12 protein-coding genes are annotated in these 14,952 nt (G+C 53.4%); all 12 read right to left on the reverse strand.

Annotated elements, in window-relative coordinates:
- Positions 1 to 79: 79 nt before the first annotated feature.
- The 12 genes from PSTEL_RS15265 to PSTEL_RS15320 all read right to left on the reverse strand — a co-directional run bounded on the left by PSTEL_RS15265 (position 80) and on the right by PSTEL_RS15320 (position 14,934).
- The gene (locus tag PSTEL_RS15265; RefSeq protein WP_038696572.1) at positions 80 to 1,405 is read right to left on the reverse strand and encodes a nitrogenase component 1; all 1,326 of its coding nucleotides are present in this window, start codon (positions 1,403 to 1,405) and stop codon (positions 80 to 82) included.
- Complete coding sequence (locus PSTEL_RS15270; protein ID WP_038696574.1) at positions 1,389 to 2,870, reverse strand: nitrogenase component 1; 1,482 nt, start codon at positions 2,868 to 2,870, stop codon at positions 1,389 to 1,391. Before PSTEL_RS15270 ends, PSTEL_RS15265 begins: the two co-directional genes overlap by 17 nt.
- Positions 2,871 to 2,888: 18 nt before the next feature.
- Positions 2,889 to 3,695 (reverse strand): ABC transporter ATP-binding protein, encoded by an 807-nt coding sequence (locus PSTEL_RS15275; protein ID WP_038696575.1) that lies wholly within the window; start codon positions 3,693 to 3,695, stop codon positions 2,889 to 2,891.
- A complete protein-coding gene (locus PSTEL_RS15280) occupies positions 3,692 to 4,684 on the reverse strand; it encodes an ABC transporter permease (protein ID WP_052098534.1) in 993 nt (330 codons plus the stop codon). Before PSTEL_RS15280 ends, PSTEL_RS15275 begins: the two co-directional genes overlap by 4 nt.
- Positions 4,685 to 4,771: 87 nt before the next feature.
- Positions 4,772 to 5,878: an ABC transporter substrate-binding protein gene (locus tag PSTEL_RS15285; protein ID WP_038696578.1), complete on the reverse strand. Its 1,107-nt coding sequence runs from the start codon at positions 5,876 to 5,878 to the stop codon at positions 4,772 to 4,774.
- Positions 5,879 to 5,939: 61 nt separating this feature from the next.
- Positions 5,940 to 7,262, reverse strand: a complete 1,323-nt coding sequence (locus tag PSTEL_RS15290) for an O-acetylhomoserine aminocarboxypropyltransferase/cysteine synthase family protein (protein WP_038696580.1) — start codon at positions 7,260 to 7,262, stop codon at positions 5,940 to 5,942.
- A 26-nt stretch (positions 7,263 to 7,288) separates the two neighbouring features.
- Positions 7,289 to 7,645 (reverse strand): NifB/NifX family molybdenum-iron cluster-binding protein, encoded by a 357-nt coding sequence (locus tag PSTEL_RS15295; RefSeq protein WP_169744587.1) that lies wholly within the window; start codon positions 7,643 to 7,645, stop codon positions 7,289 to 7,291.
- A 361-nt stretch (positions 7,646 to 8,006) separates the two neighbouring features.
- Complete coding sequence (locus PSTEL_RS15300; protein ID WP_038696582.1) at positions 8,007 to 10,310, reverse strand: thiamine pyrophosphate-dependent enzyme; 2,304 nt, start codon at positions 10,308 to 10,310, stop codon at positions 8,007 to 8,009.
- A 25-nt stretch (positions 10,311 to 10,335) separates the two neighbouring features.
- Entirely contained in the window at positions 10,336 to 11,346 is a 1,011-nt protein-coding gene (locus tag PSTEL_RS15305; protein WP_038701036.1) for a 2-oxoacid:acceptor oxidoreductase family protein, read from the reverse strand.
- A gap of 516 nt (positions 11,347 to 11,862) precedes the next feature.
- A complete protein-coding gene (locus PSTEL_RS15310; RefSeq protein WP_038696584.1) occupies positions 11,863 to 13,323 on the reverse strand; it encodes a nicotinate phosphoribosyltransferase in 1,461 nt (486 codons plus the stop codon).
- Positions 13,324 to 13,475: 152 nt separating this feature from the next.
- The gene (locus tag PSTEL_RS15315) at positions 13,476 to 14,249 is read right to left on the reverse strand and encodes an NUDIX domain-containing protein (protein WP_052098538.1); all 774 of its coding nucleotides are present in this window, start codon (positions 14,247 to 14,249) and stop codon (positions 13,476 to 13,478) included.
- 232 nt (positions 14,250 to 14,481) lie between these two features.
- The gene (locus PSTEL_RS15320; RefSeq protein WP_038696585.1) at positions 14,482 to 14,934 is read right to left on the reverse strand and encodes a YlbF/YmcA family competence regulator; all 453 of its coding nucleotides are present in this window, start codon (positions 14,932 to 14,934) and stop codon (positions 14,482 to 14,484) included.
- Between the last annotated feature and the right edge of the window lie 18 nt (positions 14,935 to 14,952).

A 14,952-nucleotide genomic window follows, 5' to 3' on the forward strand; every position in this document is an offset into this window, starting at 1 on the left:
AACAGGGCACTCCCGCACGTCAGCTTCAACTGTCCGCGGGGATGCCCCTTTTTTACGTATTCACGCTCAATGACTCTCCTCAACGATAGGTATGGAGGACACGGTCATATATATCCTCGATCAGGCGAAGCCCCCCGTTGAATCCGGCATAACCGCCATTCAGGATCAACCGGTATGTGATCGGTACACCTACAGGCAGCAGATCGCCGCCGATATCGGTGGCAAGATCCCGTTCCCAACCGCTGCCCAGAATAAGCGCGCGCTGCTTCGGCGCCGATTGGCGGATCTTCGCCTGAATGTCGCCGCCGTCCACCGAGAATTCCGCCTTCGCCGACCTTCTGTCGGATATTGACGCAAACTGCTGCCTGATGCCTTCCCGGTAGGATTCAGGCGTATCATCGACAATGTACTGCGTCTCCGCCGGAATGATGCCCAGCTCGTTCAGCAGAAATTTCGACAGTCCGACGGCATAAGTCGCGTCAAGAATCGTATAGAATACTCGCGGAATGCCGTAGCGGAACTCCAGCATGAAATCGGCCGTACGCTCGATATGCGTATAGAACTTGTATTCTTCGTTGCTGATGAACGCTTCCGCCTGCGTGGCATCCACGCTCTCACCGAACGCGGCGATTTCCCGCAGGAACCGTCCCGTCTCCGCCCCGCCCACCGGCAAATAAGGGAAATGATAGAACGGCGTTCCGTATTTCCGCTTCAGCAGCTTTGCGGTCTTAAGTCCCGGCCATGCAGATATAACGATATTGAACTCGGCGCGCGGAATCGTCAGCCATTCGGATACACCTTCCGATTCAGGCCCGAATAGAATGTTCGGCGTGAGGCCAATACCGGTCAGGAGCCGCTTGATTTCCTGCAAATTGCCAATCCAGTAAGGGTCCTGATACGGTATGGACGCGAATACATTGACGAGACCCGGAATCACCTGATCCTTGTTCTCGGCGTACCGGTCAACATACTGCTCGATAATGGCTTTGAGAATCAGATCATGGCTGACATAGTTATTGCTCTTGAAGCCGCCGGTTTCCGCGAATACGATGGGGCGGCCTTCGTTCTGAAAATCCCTCGTCACCTGCCCCACATCATCGCCCACGATATCGGAGGTGCAGCCGGTCAACACGACGAATAAGTCGGCGTCGATTACCTTAAATGCCCCTTCGATAACGCCGCGCAGCTTCTTCTCTCCGCCGAACACAACTTCCGATTCACTGGAGTTCGTGCAGGGAATGGTACTGCCCCCCGCATAGCCCTCGCCTTGGCCGAGCAGGCCATGAATCTTCGTGCTGCAACCCGGTCCGGCATGAACGACGGGCACGGCGCGCTTGATCGCGATTACCGACTGCTGTACACCAAGTGCGCAGGAATACCGCGGCTGCTCAATAAGCTTTGACATGCGCGTTACCTCCCAGGAAGGTGTACGGGTCCTGCTCCAGCCACCATTTGGTGTATGGCATGGAGCTGTGCTTGGCCAGATTAGTCACAAATTCCCTGTTATCCAGCGTCTCCAGAATCCGTTCAGCGTAATTGAGCAAGCCTTGATAGCCCCAGCTAAAATGCTCATCACCGATCAGGAGCGTCGGAATGCCCAGTTTGGCGCCCCATAGCGTCATGCCGCCGTGCCGGGCGATCATCAGATCCGGCCGGACACGGTTCAAAATGTTAACCAGCTCGTAAGCCTGCTTGTTGCAGACATTGTAGCTTTTTACATCTCCATAGGTTTTAACTGTATGATCCAGCATATCGGCTTCGGGACTTTCATTATCATAAATGGGATCATGATGAAAAATAGCTGCGCCCTGCACGTCAATTCCCAGCTCGCGGAGCAGGGCGATCAGCGCGTGGCCATGGGCTGACCCCGCCGTCAGATAGCAAGTCGTCCCGGTCAGCTTGGCACGGTATTCCTCCAGCTTCGGAAGCACCGCCGCTCTTTCTTCGAGGATGATCTCTTCAATTACATCTTCGCGGCCCAGCACCCGGCCGAGTTCCCGCATCCACGCGTCGGTTCCTGCTAAACCGTATGCCATCGGAGCCTTGATCTCGGGAACTCCGTAGACCTGCTCCAGCGCGGCTCCCATGTAGGTGCCGAGCGTCGGGCAAACTTGAATGGTCGCAGCAGCCTCCGAAATCGTCTCGAGCTGGCTGACCGTAGAGAACGGGACAATATAATTTGCCTCGTAGCCCAGTCTTTCCAGCAGCTTCGAGAAGACGTCACTGCCCCAGAAGTTGATAATATTCACCTTGTTGGTCTTCTTGGTCGGCGGCTTCACAAGCCCGCGCACAACGGAGTGGTAGGCGGAGTCGAACCCGGAGGTCCAGATCTTGGATCGGAATCCTTCACAGACACAGTTCACGACCGGGATGCCGAGTTCTTCCGTCAATTTGGTCGTGACGCTCTCTACATCTTCGCCGACGATGCCAGAGGCGCAGGAAGTTGTAATGAAGATAGCGTTTGGGCTAACCCGCTCATAGGCCAGGCGGATGGTCTTCTCAAGCTTGGTCAGCGCGCCGAAGACCGTATCCATCTCATCAATATTAGTATTGAAGTAACGGCCGATCGACGACGGCAGCTCCCGTTCCATCTGTCCGACCCGATAGACAAAATTAAACCCGGCAAAATCGCCAGCGCAGCCGACAGGCGCGTGATTGATAACAGCGGCGTCGCGAATCATTGACAATTGGCAGAAGGCGTTCCCCGAACCGCATCCCATGCACTGGCTGAAGGAACGGGTGCCGTCCTTAAGGCAGCCTTCATTGGAGCAGCCTACCAGTTCGCCGGCCGATCCCGCGAATCCGGTAATCGAGCCCAAGCGTTTTTCGCGAATCGGGACCTCGGACAAGTTGAGATTAACTTTGGGCATAACCTATTCCCCTTTATGTTATAAGTAATATTCGAGTGCTCGGCTCTTACCCCCAAAATGGAGGGATTCCAAGATCTTTGAACGATAGGCAATGAAATCCGGACTGTTCCGGTCGCGCGGACGTTCCAGATTGACATCAATAACTTCCTTGATCCGCCCCGGACCCGGAGTCATGACGACGATCCGGTCGCTCAGGTAGACCGCTTCATCAACATCATGCGTAACCAGAAGCATCGTTGTGCCCCGCAGCTTCCACAGCCGCAGCAGCTCATCCTGCAGGTTCATTCGGGTAAAAGCATCCAGAGCGCCAAGCGGCTCGTCAAGCATCAGCACCTTGGGCTGATTGATCAGTGCGCGCGCCAGTGAAGCGCGCTGGGCCATACCGCCCGACACCTGATGCGGATACGCTCCGCCGAAGTCCTTCAGGCCTACCAGATCCAAATACTGGTCCGGCTTGCTGGCGTTCTGTTTATAGATTTTCCGAGCTTTCAGCCCGGAGGCGATATTCTGCCGCAGCGTCATCCATGGAAACAGATTCGCCTGCTGGAAGACGTATCCCCGCTCGTAATTCGTTCCTTTAATCGGCACGCCGTCAAGTTCAAGCTCTCCGGCTGCGCATTCGTCCAGACCGGCAATCAGCCGCATCAAGGTCGTCTTTCCGCAGCCGCTCGGACCAATGAACGACACGAAACTGCACGCCTCAATCTCCAGACTGACATCGTTCAGCGCCTCCACCCGGCTGCCTGAATCGTCGGTGTAAACGCGGCTTACCCGACTGATGGAGACGTTTCCCGCCGGCTTGCCCCATTCGGTCTGCACACTCATTTGACCAGTCCTTTCTGCCAGCGAAGCACTCTGTCTCTAACGCGGAAGATTATCGCCATCACAATGGAGAAGGCGATCGCCATAATAATGATCGACGCATACACCTTGGCGTAGTTGGACCAGCCCTTGGCCCAATTGATATACCAGCCGAGTCCCGCCTTGGCCCCGATCATTTCGGATACGACAAGAGTGGCGAATGAAATGCCCGTCGCCGTGTAGATGCCGGTAAATATCGAAGGCATTGCCCCCGGAATGGCTACACGGAAGATCAGAAACCGTTCATCCGCTCCAAGTGTACGGGCTGCTTCGAAATAGGTCTTCTGCACATTAGCTATGCCTACACCAGTCATGAAGGCGACCGGGAAGGCGACCGCAATTACGATCAGCAGCACTCCGGCATAAAAGCTGGACGGTACAATAATCATAACAATCGGAATCAGCGCCGTAGCAGGTACCACTCCCATGAACTTGATAACGGGAAACATCCAGTAGCTCCACTTCTGATACCAGCCGATAAGCACTCCCAGAACTATGCCGATTATCGAACCGATTACGAAGCCTACAGCCAGCAGCCGTACCGAGTATGCTGTGCTCAGCAGCAGCGTGTTCCAGTCTTCTTTCATGACTGAAATAATCTGCGCCGGTCCCGGCACGAATGGCAGCGGCAAAATATTCAGCTTGGTAGACAGCGTATCCCACAGCGCGACTAGCAACCCTGCCGCCGTATAAAATGGCGAGTCTCGCAATACCTTGGCACGCCTCTTCTCACTAAACGACGATAAGCCAGCACGCAGTGCATAAATAATAACAGCCGCTGTCAGAAGATAGCGGTAAGGCTCCGAATCCACATCCTGGCGTGTCTGCATTAGTAGGCTTATGCCAAGCGCAACCGCGAATGCCACGGCCGGCAGCGACGACTTGAGCGAAGCGGGTAAGCCGAAGGAGCGCCGGGAGCCTTCGAGTCTCAAATTTCGATCAACAATACTCATGTTTTGCTTCCCTCCAAACCCGGCCGTTCTTCCCGTATTCGCTGGTCAGCGAATTATCGGGTTTAGAACGGCGCGGAATTTGAGCAATTATTTGCCTGAATTTAAAATGTCGGAATAAGCATCATTCGCGAATTTCTCCGGATCGGTATCCTTCTTCAAGAACCCGGTCTTGCTGAATTGCCCTACGAAATAACGAATGTCGTCCTTGGCGGCGTCAGTCGTGTATTCGAAGTGATAGCTCTTGATCAAATCAGTTACGAGCGCCAGATCATCGGTGGCGACATACTTCTTCTCGATCTCGATTTTAGCCGTCTCTTCAGGGTTCTGAGCAATCCAGGCTGCTGCCTTCTGGTACGCACGAGCAATTGCTTGCACCTTCTCCGGGTTATCCTTGATCTGTTTGCCGGAGGCGTACAGGAAGCAGCAGCTCTTGCCGGCGAAGATCGGATCGCTGGAAATATCGGACAGCACCGTGTAGCCGTTGTTTACCTCAGCCAGCTTGCCGAACGGGTCCCATGCAGCATAGACGTCGATTTCGCCCTTCTTGACGCCTTCCTGCAGCTGATCCAGCGGATACGCCCGCCATTCCACGTCCTTCTGCGGATCAAGACCCGCATTGCTCAGTACGACGCTTGCCACCGCCATTGGAACTCCGCCGATTTCATCGACACCGATTTTCTTGCCTTTAAGATCGGCGGCCGATTTGATGCTGGATCCAGGTGGCACAACCAGCTTGATGCAGCCGTGATGAAGCCCGCCGATCACCTTCAGGTCGAGACCCTGCTGGATGGAGGTGAACCATACGAAGTCGCCGTTCGTCACTGTGAATTCGCCTGTCGCAAGTCCCGCCTTCATGGAATCCATCGAGCCGCTGACAAGTTCCACATCCAATCCTTCTTCTGCGAAGAAGCCTTTCTCGTAGGCGATATAGCTGGGCGCTCCGCACACGGCGCCGCTCAGCGCCTGTATCTTCAGCTTGCCGAACTTGTACGAGGTCGGCTTCGCCGCTGCAGCCGTGCTTGCGGCGGGTGCCGACGGAGATCCGGCAGTGCTTGCGCTCTGTGTCGCCGTATGATTCGCGTGATTCTCTGTGTTAGAAGTAGCAGTTGATGATTGATTATTGCCGCAAGCGGTGATTGCCACCAACGCAGCTGTAACCAGCAGTATTGCCGGCAGCTTTACTTTGTTCCTCATGATCCCTAGATCCTCCCTACTTATGCTTGTTTCTTCTCTCTTTTTCTTTAGATGTGTTTCTCTATACTACTGCTTTGACAAAAGCCTGATTGAACGCTTGCTCCAGATCGGCAATCAAGTCTTCGGCAGATTCCAGCCCGATAGATAGCCGTACGGTTTCCGGCTTAATGCCGGCCAGTGCCTGCTCCTCCGGATTCAATTCTCCATGAGTTGTCTTTGGTGAATTGATGATAAGCGACCGGGCATCCCCTACATTAGCGTGATAGCTGAACAGCTTCACTGAGTTAAGGAAGACCTTCAGTTGCTCATCATTTCCACTAAAGCCAAAGGAGAAAATCGATCCGGCGCCTTTCGGGAAATATTTCTCCGCAAGCTCCCGATACGGATTTCCCTCCGCAGCAGGATGACTCACCCAGCTTACCTTATCGTTCTGTTCCAGATATTTTACAACTTTCAAAGTGTTCGCAATTTGCTTGTCGACCCGTTCAGTAAGAGTCACCAATCCTTGAATCAGCAGAAAAGCGTCAAACGGGCTCAGTGCCGCCCCGAAATAGGCCAGGTAGCTAAGCCGGATTCTAGATGTGAACGGTGCGTCAGGGAAGACTTCCAAAGTGCTGCGCTCACGCCCGGTGGCCTGATCCCGCAGTAGAAACTGCGGTTCTTCAAAATGAGGGAATTTGCCGTTTGCCCAGTTGAACTTGCCGTTCTCCACAATTACTCCGCCGATTGTCGTGCCATGCCCGCCGATCGCCTTGGTCGCCGAGTAAATGATAATATCAGCACCATGGGAGAACGAATCGAACAGGTATGGCGTACCGAACGTATTATCAATAACCAGAGGAAGTCCGTTGTCATGCGCAATTTCAGCAATGGCTTCTACATCCAGGATCGTCGCATTAGGGTTGCTGATGCTCTCGATCAGTATCGCTTTTGTGTCCGGTCCGATCGCCTGCCGGAAAGATTGAGGATCATCCGAATTCTCTACAAACTCCACTTTGACACCGAACTTCGGGAACAGATGCTTGATTGCGTCAAAGGTTCCGCCGTAAAGTCTCGGTGTCGTCAGAATCGTTCCGCCCCCTTCCGCTAGGTTCAGCAGCGTGTATCCCACCGCAGCCATGCCGGATGCGACTGCGACCGCTCCCGTGCCCTTGTCCAAAGCCGTCAATCGTTGTTCCAGCACCGCTACGGTTGGGTTGCCAATCCGGGTGTACAGATAGCCGGCTTCCTCCATCCCGAACAGCTTCTCTGCCCGCTCGACGCTGCCAAGATCATAGGATGCCGTCTGATAGATCGGCACCGATACCGCATATTGATGCTCACTGGAATCGTAACCTGCTCTAACCTTCAAAGTGTCAAAGCCCAAAGGCTGATGTTCCGTCATTTCAATTCCCCACTTCCCTGATTAAATTATTCTCTTGCCAGAATCGAACCCCTATTGGACTGAAGAAACCGAGTCAATCGATTCAGCGCCTTGTCTATAGGGGCCTCTACAGCCAGCGCCGTAACGCCGAATTGGCTCAATGCACCGATCGCTCCCCGCCCGATTTGTGCCGCAAGCACGCAGCCGCAATCGGACAATTCCTCCGCCATTGTCCGCAGCCTGTTAGGCTCATGTCCCTCTTGAGTTCTATCAGGCACAACCACTCTGCTCTCAATGAACGCATATTCTCCTGCATCTGAGATCTCATAGATCAGGAATCGGCTGCATCGGCCGAAATGCTCATCCACGGTATAACCGTCGGAGCTGCCAACCGCCACTTTCACCTGTATGTTCTCCCCCTTCCGGCTTTCTGCTGCCTTGTCATGTTCAGCAATTCTCAAATGACCGTTTGTCTTTGTGTATGGGCCCCCTTCACCGTTAAAAAACAAAAGAGGCCCCTGTATAAATCAGGGGCCTCCATTGATATGGTCGGCATGTGAAGTTGTTCACAACAGTTCTTATTACTATATTTCCAATTGAATTACTATGCTTTAAATATAGCGAATTCACTAAGATACTTCAATCCTTATTCCGTGAATAAACTGTGATATTTTCAGAATAAGGGATCATTCTCACTTATATTTTGGTTAAAGCAAACGGCAGACCCCGTAGGGCCCGCCGCTGCCGATCTATTACACTTCGATCTTATAGTTCCGGATGCTCGTGCTTCGCTTTCAGGCGGCTCCAGCGGCGCTCGACTTCTTCTTTGAAGCTGTTCAGCGCGGGCTCGTTCTCTTCCTTCAGCAGGTGGCGGGTCTTGCCCATTCCTTTGAGCCATTCCGTTACATCAACCCGTTTCTCCTTCTCTTCCGGGTTATACGTAATCGTGGTGACTCCCTGTTCCACTTCATACAGAGGGAAGAAGCAGGAGTCCACAGCCAGGGATACGAGCTTCGTACCCAGATGATCGTCTGTCATCCAGTTCAGCGGGCAAGCCGACAGGATTTTGCCGTAAGCCAGACCTTCGTTCTGGGCATACCACTGAGCCTTGGCGGCTTTCTTCACCAGATCCTGCGGGAAGGCTTCGCAGCCCGTAAAGACGTAAGGAACATTCGTTGCCGCCATAATCTGCGGCGTATCCTTATGCTGCGTTACTTTACCCTTCTGAGTCTTGCCGATGCTCGAAGTGGACGTACGATGTCCAATCGGCGTCGAATACGACTGCTGGGCACCAGTGTTCATGTAGCCCTCATTGTCATATTCCACGATGATCATCTTATGTCCGCGAAGCGCGGCGCCGATTGCCGGTCCCATACCGATATCCATACCACCGTCGCCGGTTACCATGACGAATGTGAAATCATCTTTCAGACCGAGTTCGTCCAGCTCGCCGCGGCGCTTGCGTTCCCAGAACATTTCGACGACACCGGACATCGTTGCCGCCCCGTTCTGGAAGAGGTTGTGGATGAACGTCGATTTATGGGAAGAATACGGATAGCCCGTTGTTGTTACGTATGCGCAGCCCGTATGGTACAGAGCCACAACATCACCTTCAATACCTTTAAAGAACAGTTCCAGACCCGAGAAGATGCCGCATCCAGGACAAGTTCCATGGCCCGGAGACAGGCGCTTCGGCTTCACGGTCAGACTGCGCAGCGGCGGAACTTTGACCTTCAGCTTGCCGGTTTCTTCATCCTTGTCAACCGTAATGAGTCCTGTCTTCAGCGACTCGAAGTTCAGCGGCTTAATCACCCGTTTCGGTGCGCTTTCCGGAGTTCCCGGATTGTGACCGTAGTAGTCGAACGGAACCTTAACTTCGCCCGTCTCTGCCGCTTCGATCGCCAGCTGGAACAGGTTATGGCCGTCTTCGGAGAAGAAGTCCTTGCCGCCTACGCCGTAGATCCGGCTGATGACCTTGGTTGTTGTATTGCCGTAAGTGAACAGAGCTGCTTTGATTTCGTTAACCATATTGCCGCCATGAGCGCCGAACGAATCAGCACGATCGCCTACGGTAACCGCCTTGACGTTCTTCAAGGCTTCGGCAATCTGCTTCTGCGGGAACGGACGGATAATATTCGGAGACAACGCGCCGGCCTTCACTCCCTGATTGCGAAGCTGGTCGACGACGTCCTTGATGATTTCCGATGCAGAGTTCAGCAGGAATACCGCAACTTCGGCATCTTCCATCCGGTATTGCTCCAGAATCGGATAGTGCCGCCCAGTCAGCTCGGCATATTCCTTGGCGATTTCTTCAAATACATCGCCGGCATTGTACATAGCTACCGACTGCTGGTATTTGTTGTTGATGTAATCCGGTTCGTTCATGTAAGGACCAACGGAAATCGGATTCTCGCGGTCGAGCGTATCGTCGTAGCCCTTTGGCTGCGGTCCGATGAAGCTCTGCACATCTTCACGCTTCGCGATAGCCTGTACACGGCGTTTCTGGTGAGAGGTGAAATAGCCGTCCATCGCTACAAGCACAGGCAGACGCACCTTGGCATGCTCGGCAAGCTTGATTGCCATAATGTTCATATCGTATACGGACTGGGGATCACGGCACATCAGGATCGGCCAGCCTGTGTTCAGGGCAAAGTATAAGTCCGAATGGTCGCCGTGAATGTTCAGCGGACCGGAAATGGAGCGGCAGATCAGGTTCATGACCATCGGCATCCGTGTGCCGGACTGTACCGGAAGCTGCTCCAGCATGTACAGGTAACCCTGCGCGCTGGTAGCGTTGAATACGCGGCCGCCGGCTGTCGAAGCGCCGTAGCAGATGCCCGCGGAGCTGTGCTCGCCGTCGGAAGGAACCAGCATGATATCATGCTGTCCGCTGGCTTTCATCGTATCAAGGAACTGCGCAACCTCCGTGGACGGGGAAATCGGGAAGTACCCCATGACGTGATAATTGATCTGGTGAGCGGCATAAGCCGCCATTTCGTTGCCGGATTCATATAAAAATTTCTGCTCCACTTTGGCGGAGCCGACTTCTTTTTCATAATCGATTGCCATTTCTCTTCCACCTTTCTCTCGAAATTCAGATCTGTTCGACTAGATCGAAGGTATGACGGACCGTATTGGCTTCAGCGAAGCCTTCTTTCTCACGGACACGGGAGAGCGCCGAGGTCGGGCAGGCTTCCACGCATTTCAGGCAGCCCTTGCAGTATTGATAATCGATCCCTTTCAGGAACATCATCGTTCTGCCCTTCTTGTTGACAGTCTCTTCCCATACGAAGCACATGTCCGGACATACGGTATCGCACTCTGCGCAATTAATGCAGGATTCATTATCATATTTCGGAATAAGTCCCGAACGGGATATGCTGAGATCTTTCAGGAAGCTCGTGCCCGGATTGACGATAGTTCCGCCGATCGGCTGAGTCTCGTAGCCTAGCGGAGAAGTGTCGGAACGGACGAACTCCGGCAAGCTTTCGCCTTCCGGAAGCTCGAAGGTCTGGAATTTCACTTCGTTATAGCCTCTGTCGAACGTCGTGATGGCCGATTGCACCGCTTGCGGATATTTCTTGCCGAGCGATTTCTCGATAACGGCCTTCATTGTGTCGGGATCAAGGAATGGGCAGAGACGGAACAGTCCGCCCAGCATGGCCATATTAACGCGGTTCTTCTCTTCCAGCGCGATGATCGTGGCGTCAACCACGGCGATCGTGCCGGCTGTAACACCCAGCAGCTCCTTCAGTTCCTCGGGTGATTTGGAGGAATTCACGAGCACGGTACTGTCTGCCTGGATGCCGCTCGTTACGTTGACGATCTTGCCCAGCGATTCATGGAAGACGCCGACGACATGCGGTCGTTCAACCGGCGAGGTGTCGCGAATCGGAGTGTTCAAGTCGCAGAAGCGGATGTGAGCCTTAACCGGAGAGCCTTTCTTCTCCGAGCCGTAGGACGAGAAGCTGACGCCGTTCAAGTTAGCGCCTACGACTCCGGCTTCAGCCAGCATCTTGCCGGCAAGGTTCGCACCGAGACCTCCTATGGATTCAAGACGGATCTCGAAGAACCCGAGTTCATTCACTTTCGGTAATTGTACCACCGACATAACCCCTTTCTTCTGTGTCAGCTAGAATAACATCCTGATTGACTTTTTCAAAATTGTACCCTGATACCCGCCGCGGACGAAGTGATAAATCTTGCACAACGCGTCCAAACAACAATCAATAAAACTGATGGACAGGCCATATTTCACTTATATGCGGAAGGATGGTGTAACAGAAAGAGGAAGAAAGCTTCCACCAAAACCGATAAGTATGTCTAAAATGTGTCTTCCGCTGCACTGTGACATTTGTTACCTCTAATCTAACTAAAAAAATAAAATTTAAGATGTTAAATTTGTCACATTGAAGATGACCAAAATCACATTATATGAAAGAAAAAAATCAAAACCCGGACTGTATGGCAAAAATAAGCACAAAAAAGCCTCTTCTTCCTCCTAAAGTAGAGGCTTGGAGAGGCTAAAATGAAAGCACAGATTTCTCTGCCGGAAAAATAATGTAACGATCATTGATTTTCACAAAAAAATCAAAAAATTTGCGGCGTGTAATGCCCCTGGCTAATCCCTGTCGGCCTGCAAATGATCCTTGATCAGCTCCTGCTTGCGGTTCCAGACTGTTTCGCTCAAGTTCACGCGGTACACCTCGGGGTTCAGCTTGCGCAAATATTCCGGCCAGAACAAATCGAGCTGCTCCCGGTGATACGAGCGGATCTCCTCTAGGCTCGGCAGTTGATAGACGCGCAAGCCGTTCTGATAGACAGGTTCCAGCATAGGCAGCGCCGTGTAAGCCTCAACCGTCTTCTGCAGGTAGGGATGCAGCGGGTTAAACAGCTTCACCGGCTGACCATCACGCGGGCTGGGCTCTCCGGGATAGCTGATGTAATCCGCCAGCGCTTTGCCTTTTGGACCGATGATGCGGAAGACGTCTTTCTGACCGGGAGTCGTGACTTTCTCCGGGTTGGAGGAAATCTTGATCGTCGGAATCATCTTCCCGTTCTCCGCTTCGATTTCGACCAGCTTGTATACCCCTCCCAGGGCAGGCTGGTCCGAGGCTGTAATCAACTGGGTGCCGACGCCCCAGGAATCGATTCGGGCCCCCTGAAGCTTCAAGTTCGAGATGGTGTTCTCGTCAAGATCATTGCTGGCAACGATTTTGACGTATGGAAGACCGGCTTCGTCCAGCATTTTGCGCGCTTGAATCGACAGATAAGCGAGGTCTCCGCTGTCGAGCCGTATCGCGTTCATGCGCTTGCCTATGGCCTCCAGCTTCTTCGCTGTTGCAATGGCTTGGGGAACGCCGCTTCTGAGCGTATCGAATGTGTCAACCAGCAGTGTTACGCCTTCAGGCATCACCTTGGCGTAGATATCGAACGCCTCCTGCTCGCTGCCGAAGCTCTGCACCCAGGAATGGGCATGCGTTCCCTTCGCCGGGATGCCAAACATCCGGCCAGCCAGAAGGTTCGAGGTCGCGTCAAATCCAGCGAGATACGCCGCCCGCGTCCCCCAGATCGCCGCATCCGCCTCCTGCGCTCTGCGCGTGCCGAATTCCATTAGAATATCGTTTCCGGCCACCTGCTTGATCCGGGCCGCCTTCGTCGCGATCAGCGTCTGGTAATTCATGAAGTTAAGGATGGCCGTCTCTACGAGCTGAGCCTCCATTATCGATCCCTCGACGCGTATTAGCGGTTCCTCCGGAAAGACAAGGGCTCCTTCTTTCATCGAATGGATGCTGCCCTGAAAATGAAACTGCAGCAGCTCTTCCAGAAACGCCGGGTCGTAGTTCTCCTCCTGTTCCGAGAGGTATCTTACATCCTCCTCCGTGAACCGGAGGCCGTCGATATAATTGACGATCCGCTCCAGACCGGCGAACACGGCGAATCCGTTCCCGAACGGCAGCTTGCGGAAATAGGCTTCAAACACCGCTCGCCGCTTGTGCGAACCGTTCACCCAATGGGCGTACATCATGTTGATCTGGTATTTATCCGTATGCAGAGCAAGCTCTCTGTTCAACTGATTCATCTCCTGTCATCAAACGCCGTTCCTTATCTTATAAAAGGCGGAAAAAGCGGCTCGCCGCCGCTTCTCTTCCAGTACTCTATGAAATGGTTGCCGAATGCAAGGGAGTTACCCCGTACTTCCGGCTGCATGCTGTAGTATGGCCTTATTTGCCATTACGTATAAATCGACAGCAGTGGCTGATGGTCCGTGAACATGTACAGCTGTGCCGGCCGCTGCGAATATTGGTTCGAGCTAAGAGGGTTGCCCTCGCTGTCCCGTACTTCCTGAAGAATGCCCTGGCGGCTTCTTGTCGAGGTGATTTTGCGGATAAAGTTCGGCTCCTTGAATTCGGGGACCACCGTCTGAATCACTTGATACAGCTCGCTGAGCGTAAAATGAGGAGGCAAAAACTGCTTCGCGATCGTCGTCTGAAGCATCTGCTGCTGAATCCGCAAGTAAGCGTCGGTAATAATGTCGTGATGGTCAAAGGCCAGATCCAGCTCCTCAAGCGCCTCTCTCAAGGTGAACAGTCCCACCTCTCCTGCGTCGTCCGAGGCCTGGCGCTGCTCCAGCATCCACTCTTCCACAAGCGCAAAGAACGCATGGCTGATAATCCAGCCGCGAGGGTCTCTGCCCGGGGTGCTGTAGACGCCAAGATACTCCAAATGTCCACCGTCCACACCGGTCTCTTCCTTCAGTTCGCGCTTCGCCGCATCGTAGATCGATTCATTCTCCTGGCAAAAGCCGCCCGGAAGCGCCCATTTACCTTCACACGGCCATTTCTTCCGCCGGACCAGCATAACCTTGAGCTCGCGCAGGGGCAGTGTCTTGGTGACGGTCTTTCGCTCTCTCTTCGTCAAGGTAAACATAACAATATCCGCCGGGACCCCGTCCGGTGTCCGGTATTTTTTGGGATTATAGCTTTGTTCTCCGTTCTGGCTCACCATAAATCATCCTTTACCGCTGCTGAATTATATTCGTATCCTTAAATGTTACCAAATCTAAACTTCCAAAAGCAATAACCTTCTGCCAGACTAAAGGAACCCTTCTCTCAAAAGCCGGAATTTTGCATCCCATTGACAACGCCTTCTTTCAAAAAAGACCCTGCGGCTTGGCACAAGCGCAGGGTCTGTTGCCGGATGGATAGGCTCGCAAGCGTCCGGCTTGAGCATCCTTCTGTTACTCGCCGCACTTCGACGGAGGCGTGTCCGTCCCGGCTTCGACATTGATCTTCTCCGATACGGTATCCCGGATGACGGAGACCACCAGTTGAAGCAGCTCGTTGATTTCGCTCTGGCTCTGCTGGAATTCGGCTACGAGCGGGATGCTGTCGATCTCATCCTGCAGCTCGCTGATTTCAGCCTCGATCTTCTCCACCATAGTCTTGTTGCCGAGGCTCTCGAAGGCGACGATCTCCTTCTGCTTCTTCTTGATTTGGGAGATCAGCCCCTGCACACGGGTATGATCCTGAATCTTCTCTTCCGCCTGCTGAAAATGCCGCACTTCTTCGCTGGTCGAAATCAGCGAGGCAAGCTCGCTGGCCTTGGCCAATATGTCATCCCTGCCGATCAGTTCGCGATAGTCATTGGACATCGTTCCATACTGATTGACATGGCCTCTCTCCTCTGTCATGCCGATCCCTCCTTCTCT

The sequence above is a fragment of the Paenibacillus stellifer genome (assembly GCF_000758685.1).
Taxonomy (GTDB): Bacteria; Bacillota; Bacilli; order Paenibacillales; family Paenibacillaceae; genus Paenibacillus_AQ; species Paenibacillus_AQ stellifer.

Bases quoted from the DNA above. Each gene is read 5' to 3' on its own strand.
- PSTEL_RS15265 (WP_038696572.1), bottom strand. From the start codon at position 1,405: ATGTCAAAGCTTATTGAGCAGCCGCGGTATTCCTGCGCACTTGGTGTA.
- PSTEL_RS15270 (WP_038696574.1), bottom strand. From the start codon at position 2,870: ATGCCCAAAGTTAATCTCAACTTGTCCGAGGTCCCGATTCGCGAAAAA.
- PSTEL_RS15275 (WP_038696575.1), bottom strand. From the start codon at position 3,695: ATGAGTGTGCAGACCGAATGGGGCAAGCCGGCGGGAAACGTCTCCATC.
- PSTEL_RS15280 (WP_052098534.1), bottom strand. From the start codon at position 4,684: ATGAGTATTGTTGATCGAAATTTGAGACTCGAAGGCTCCCGGCGCTCC.
- PSTEL_RS15285 (WP_038696578.1), bottom strand. From the start codon at position 5,878: ATGAGGAACAAAGTAAAGCTGCCGGCAATACTGCTGGTTACAGCTGCG.
- PSTEL_RS15290 (WP_038696580.1), bottom strand. From the start codon at position 7,262: ATGACGGAACATCAGCCTTTGGGCTTTGACACTTTGAAGGTTAGAGCA.
- PSTEL_RS15300 (WP_038696582.1), bottom strand. From the start codon at position 10,310: ATGGCAATCGATTATGAAAAAGAAGTCGGCTCCGCCAAAGTGGAGCAG.
- PSTEL_RS15310 (WP_038696584.1), bottom strand. From the start codon at position 13,323: ATGAATCAGTTGAACAGAGAGCTTGCTCTGCATACGGATAAATACCAG.
- PSTEL_RS15315 (WP_052098538.1), bottom strand. From the start codon at position 14,249: ATGGTGAGCCAGAACGGAGAACAAAGCTATAATCCCAAAAAATACCGG.
- PSTEL_RS15320 (WP_038696585.1), bottom strand. From the start codon at position 14,934: ATGACAGAGGAGAGAGGCCATGTCAATCAGTATGGAACGATGTCCAAT.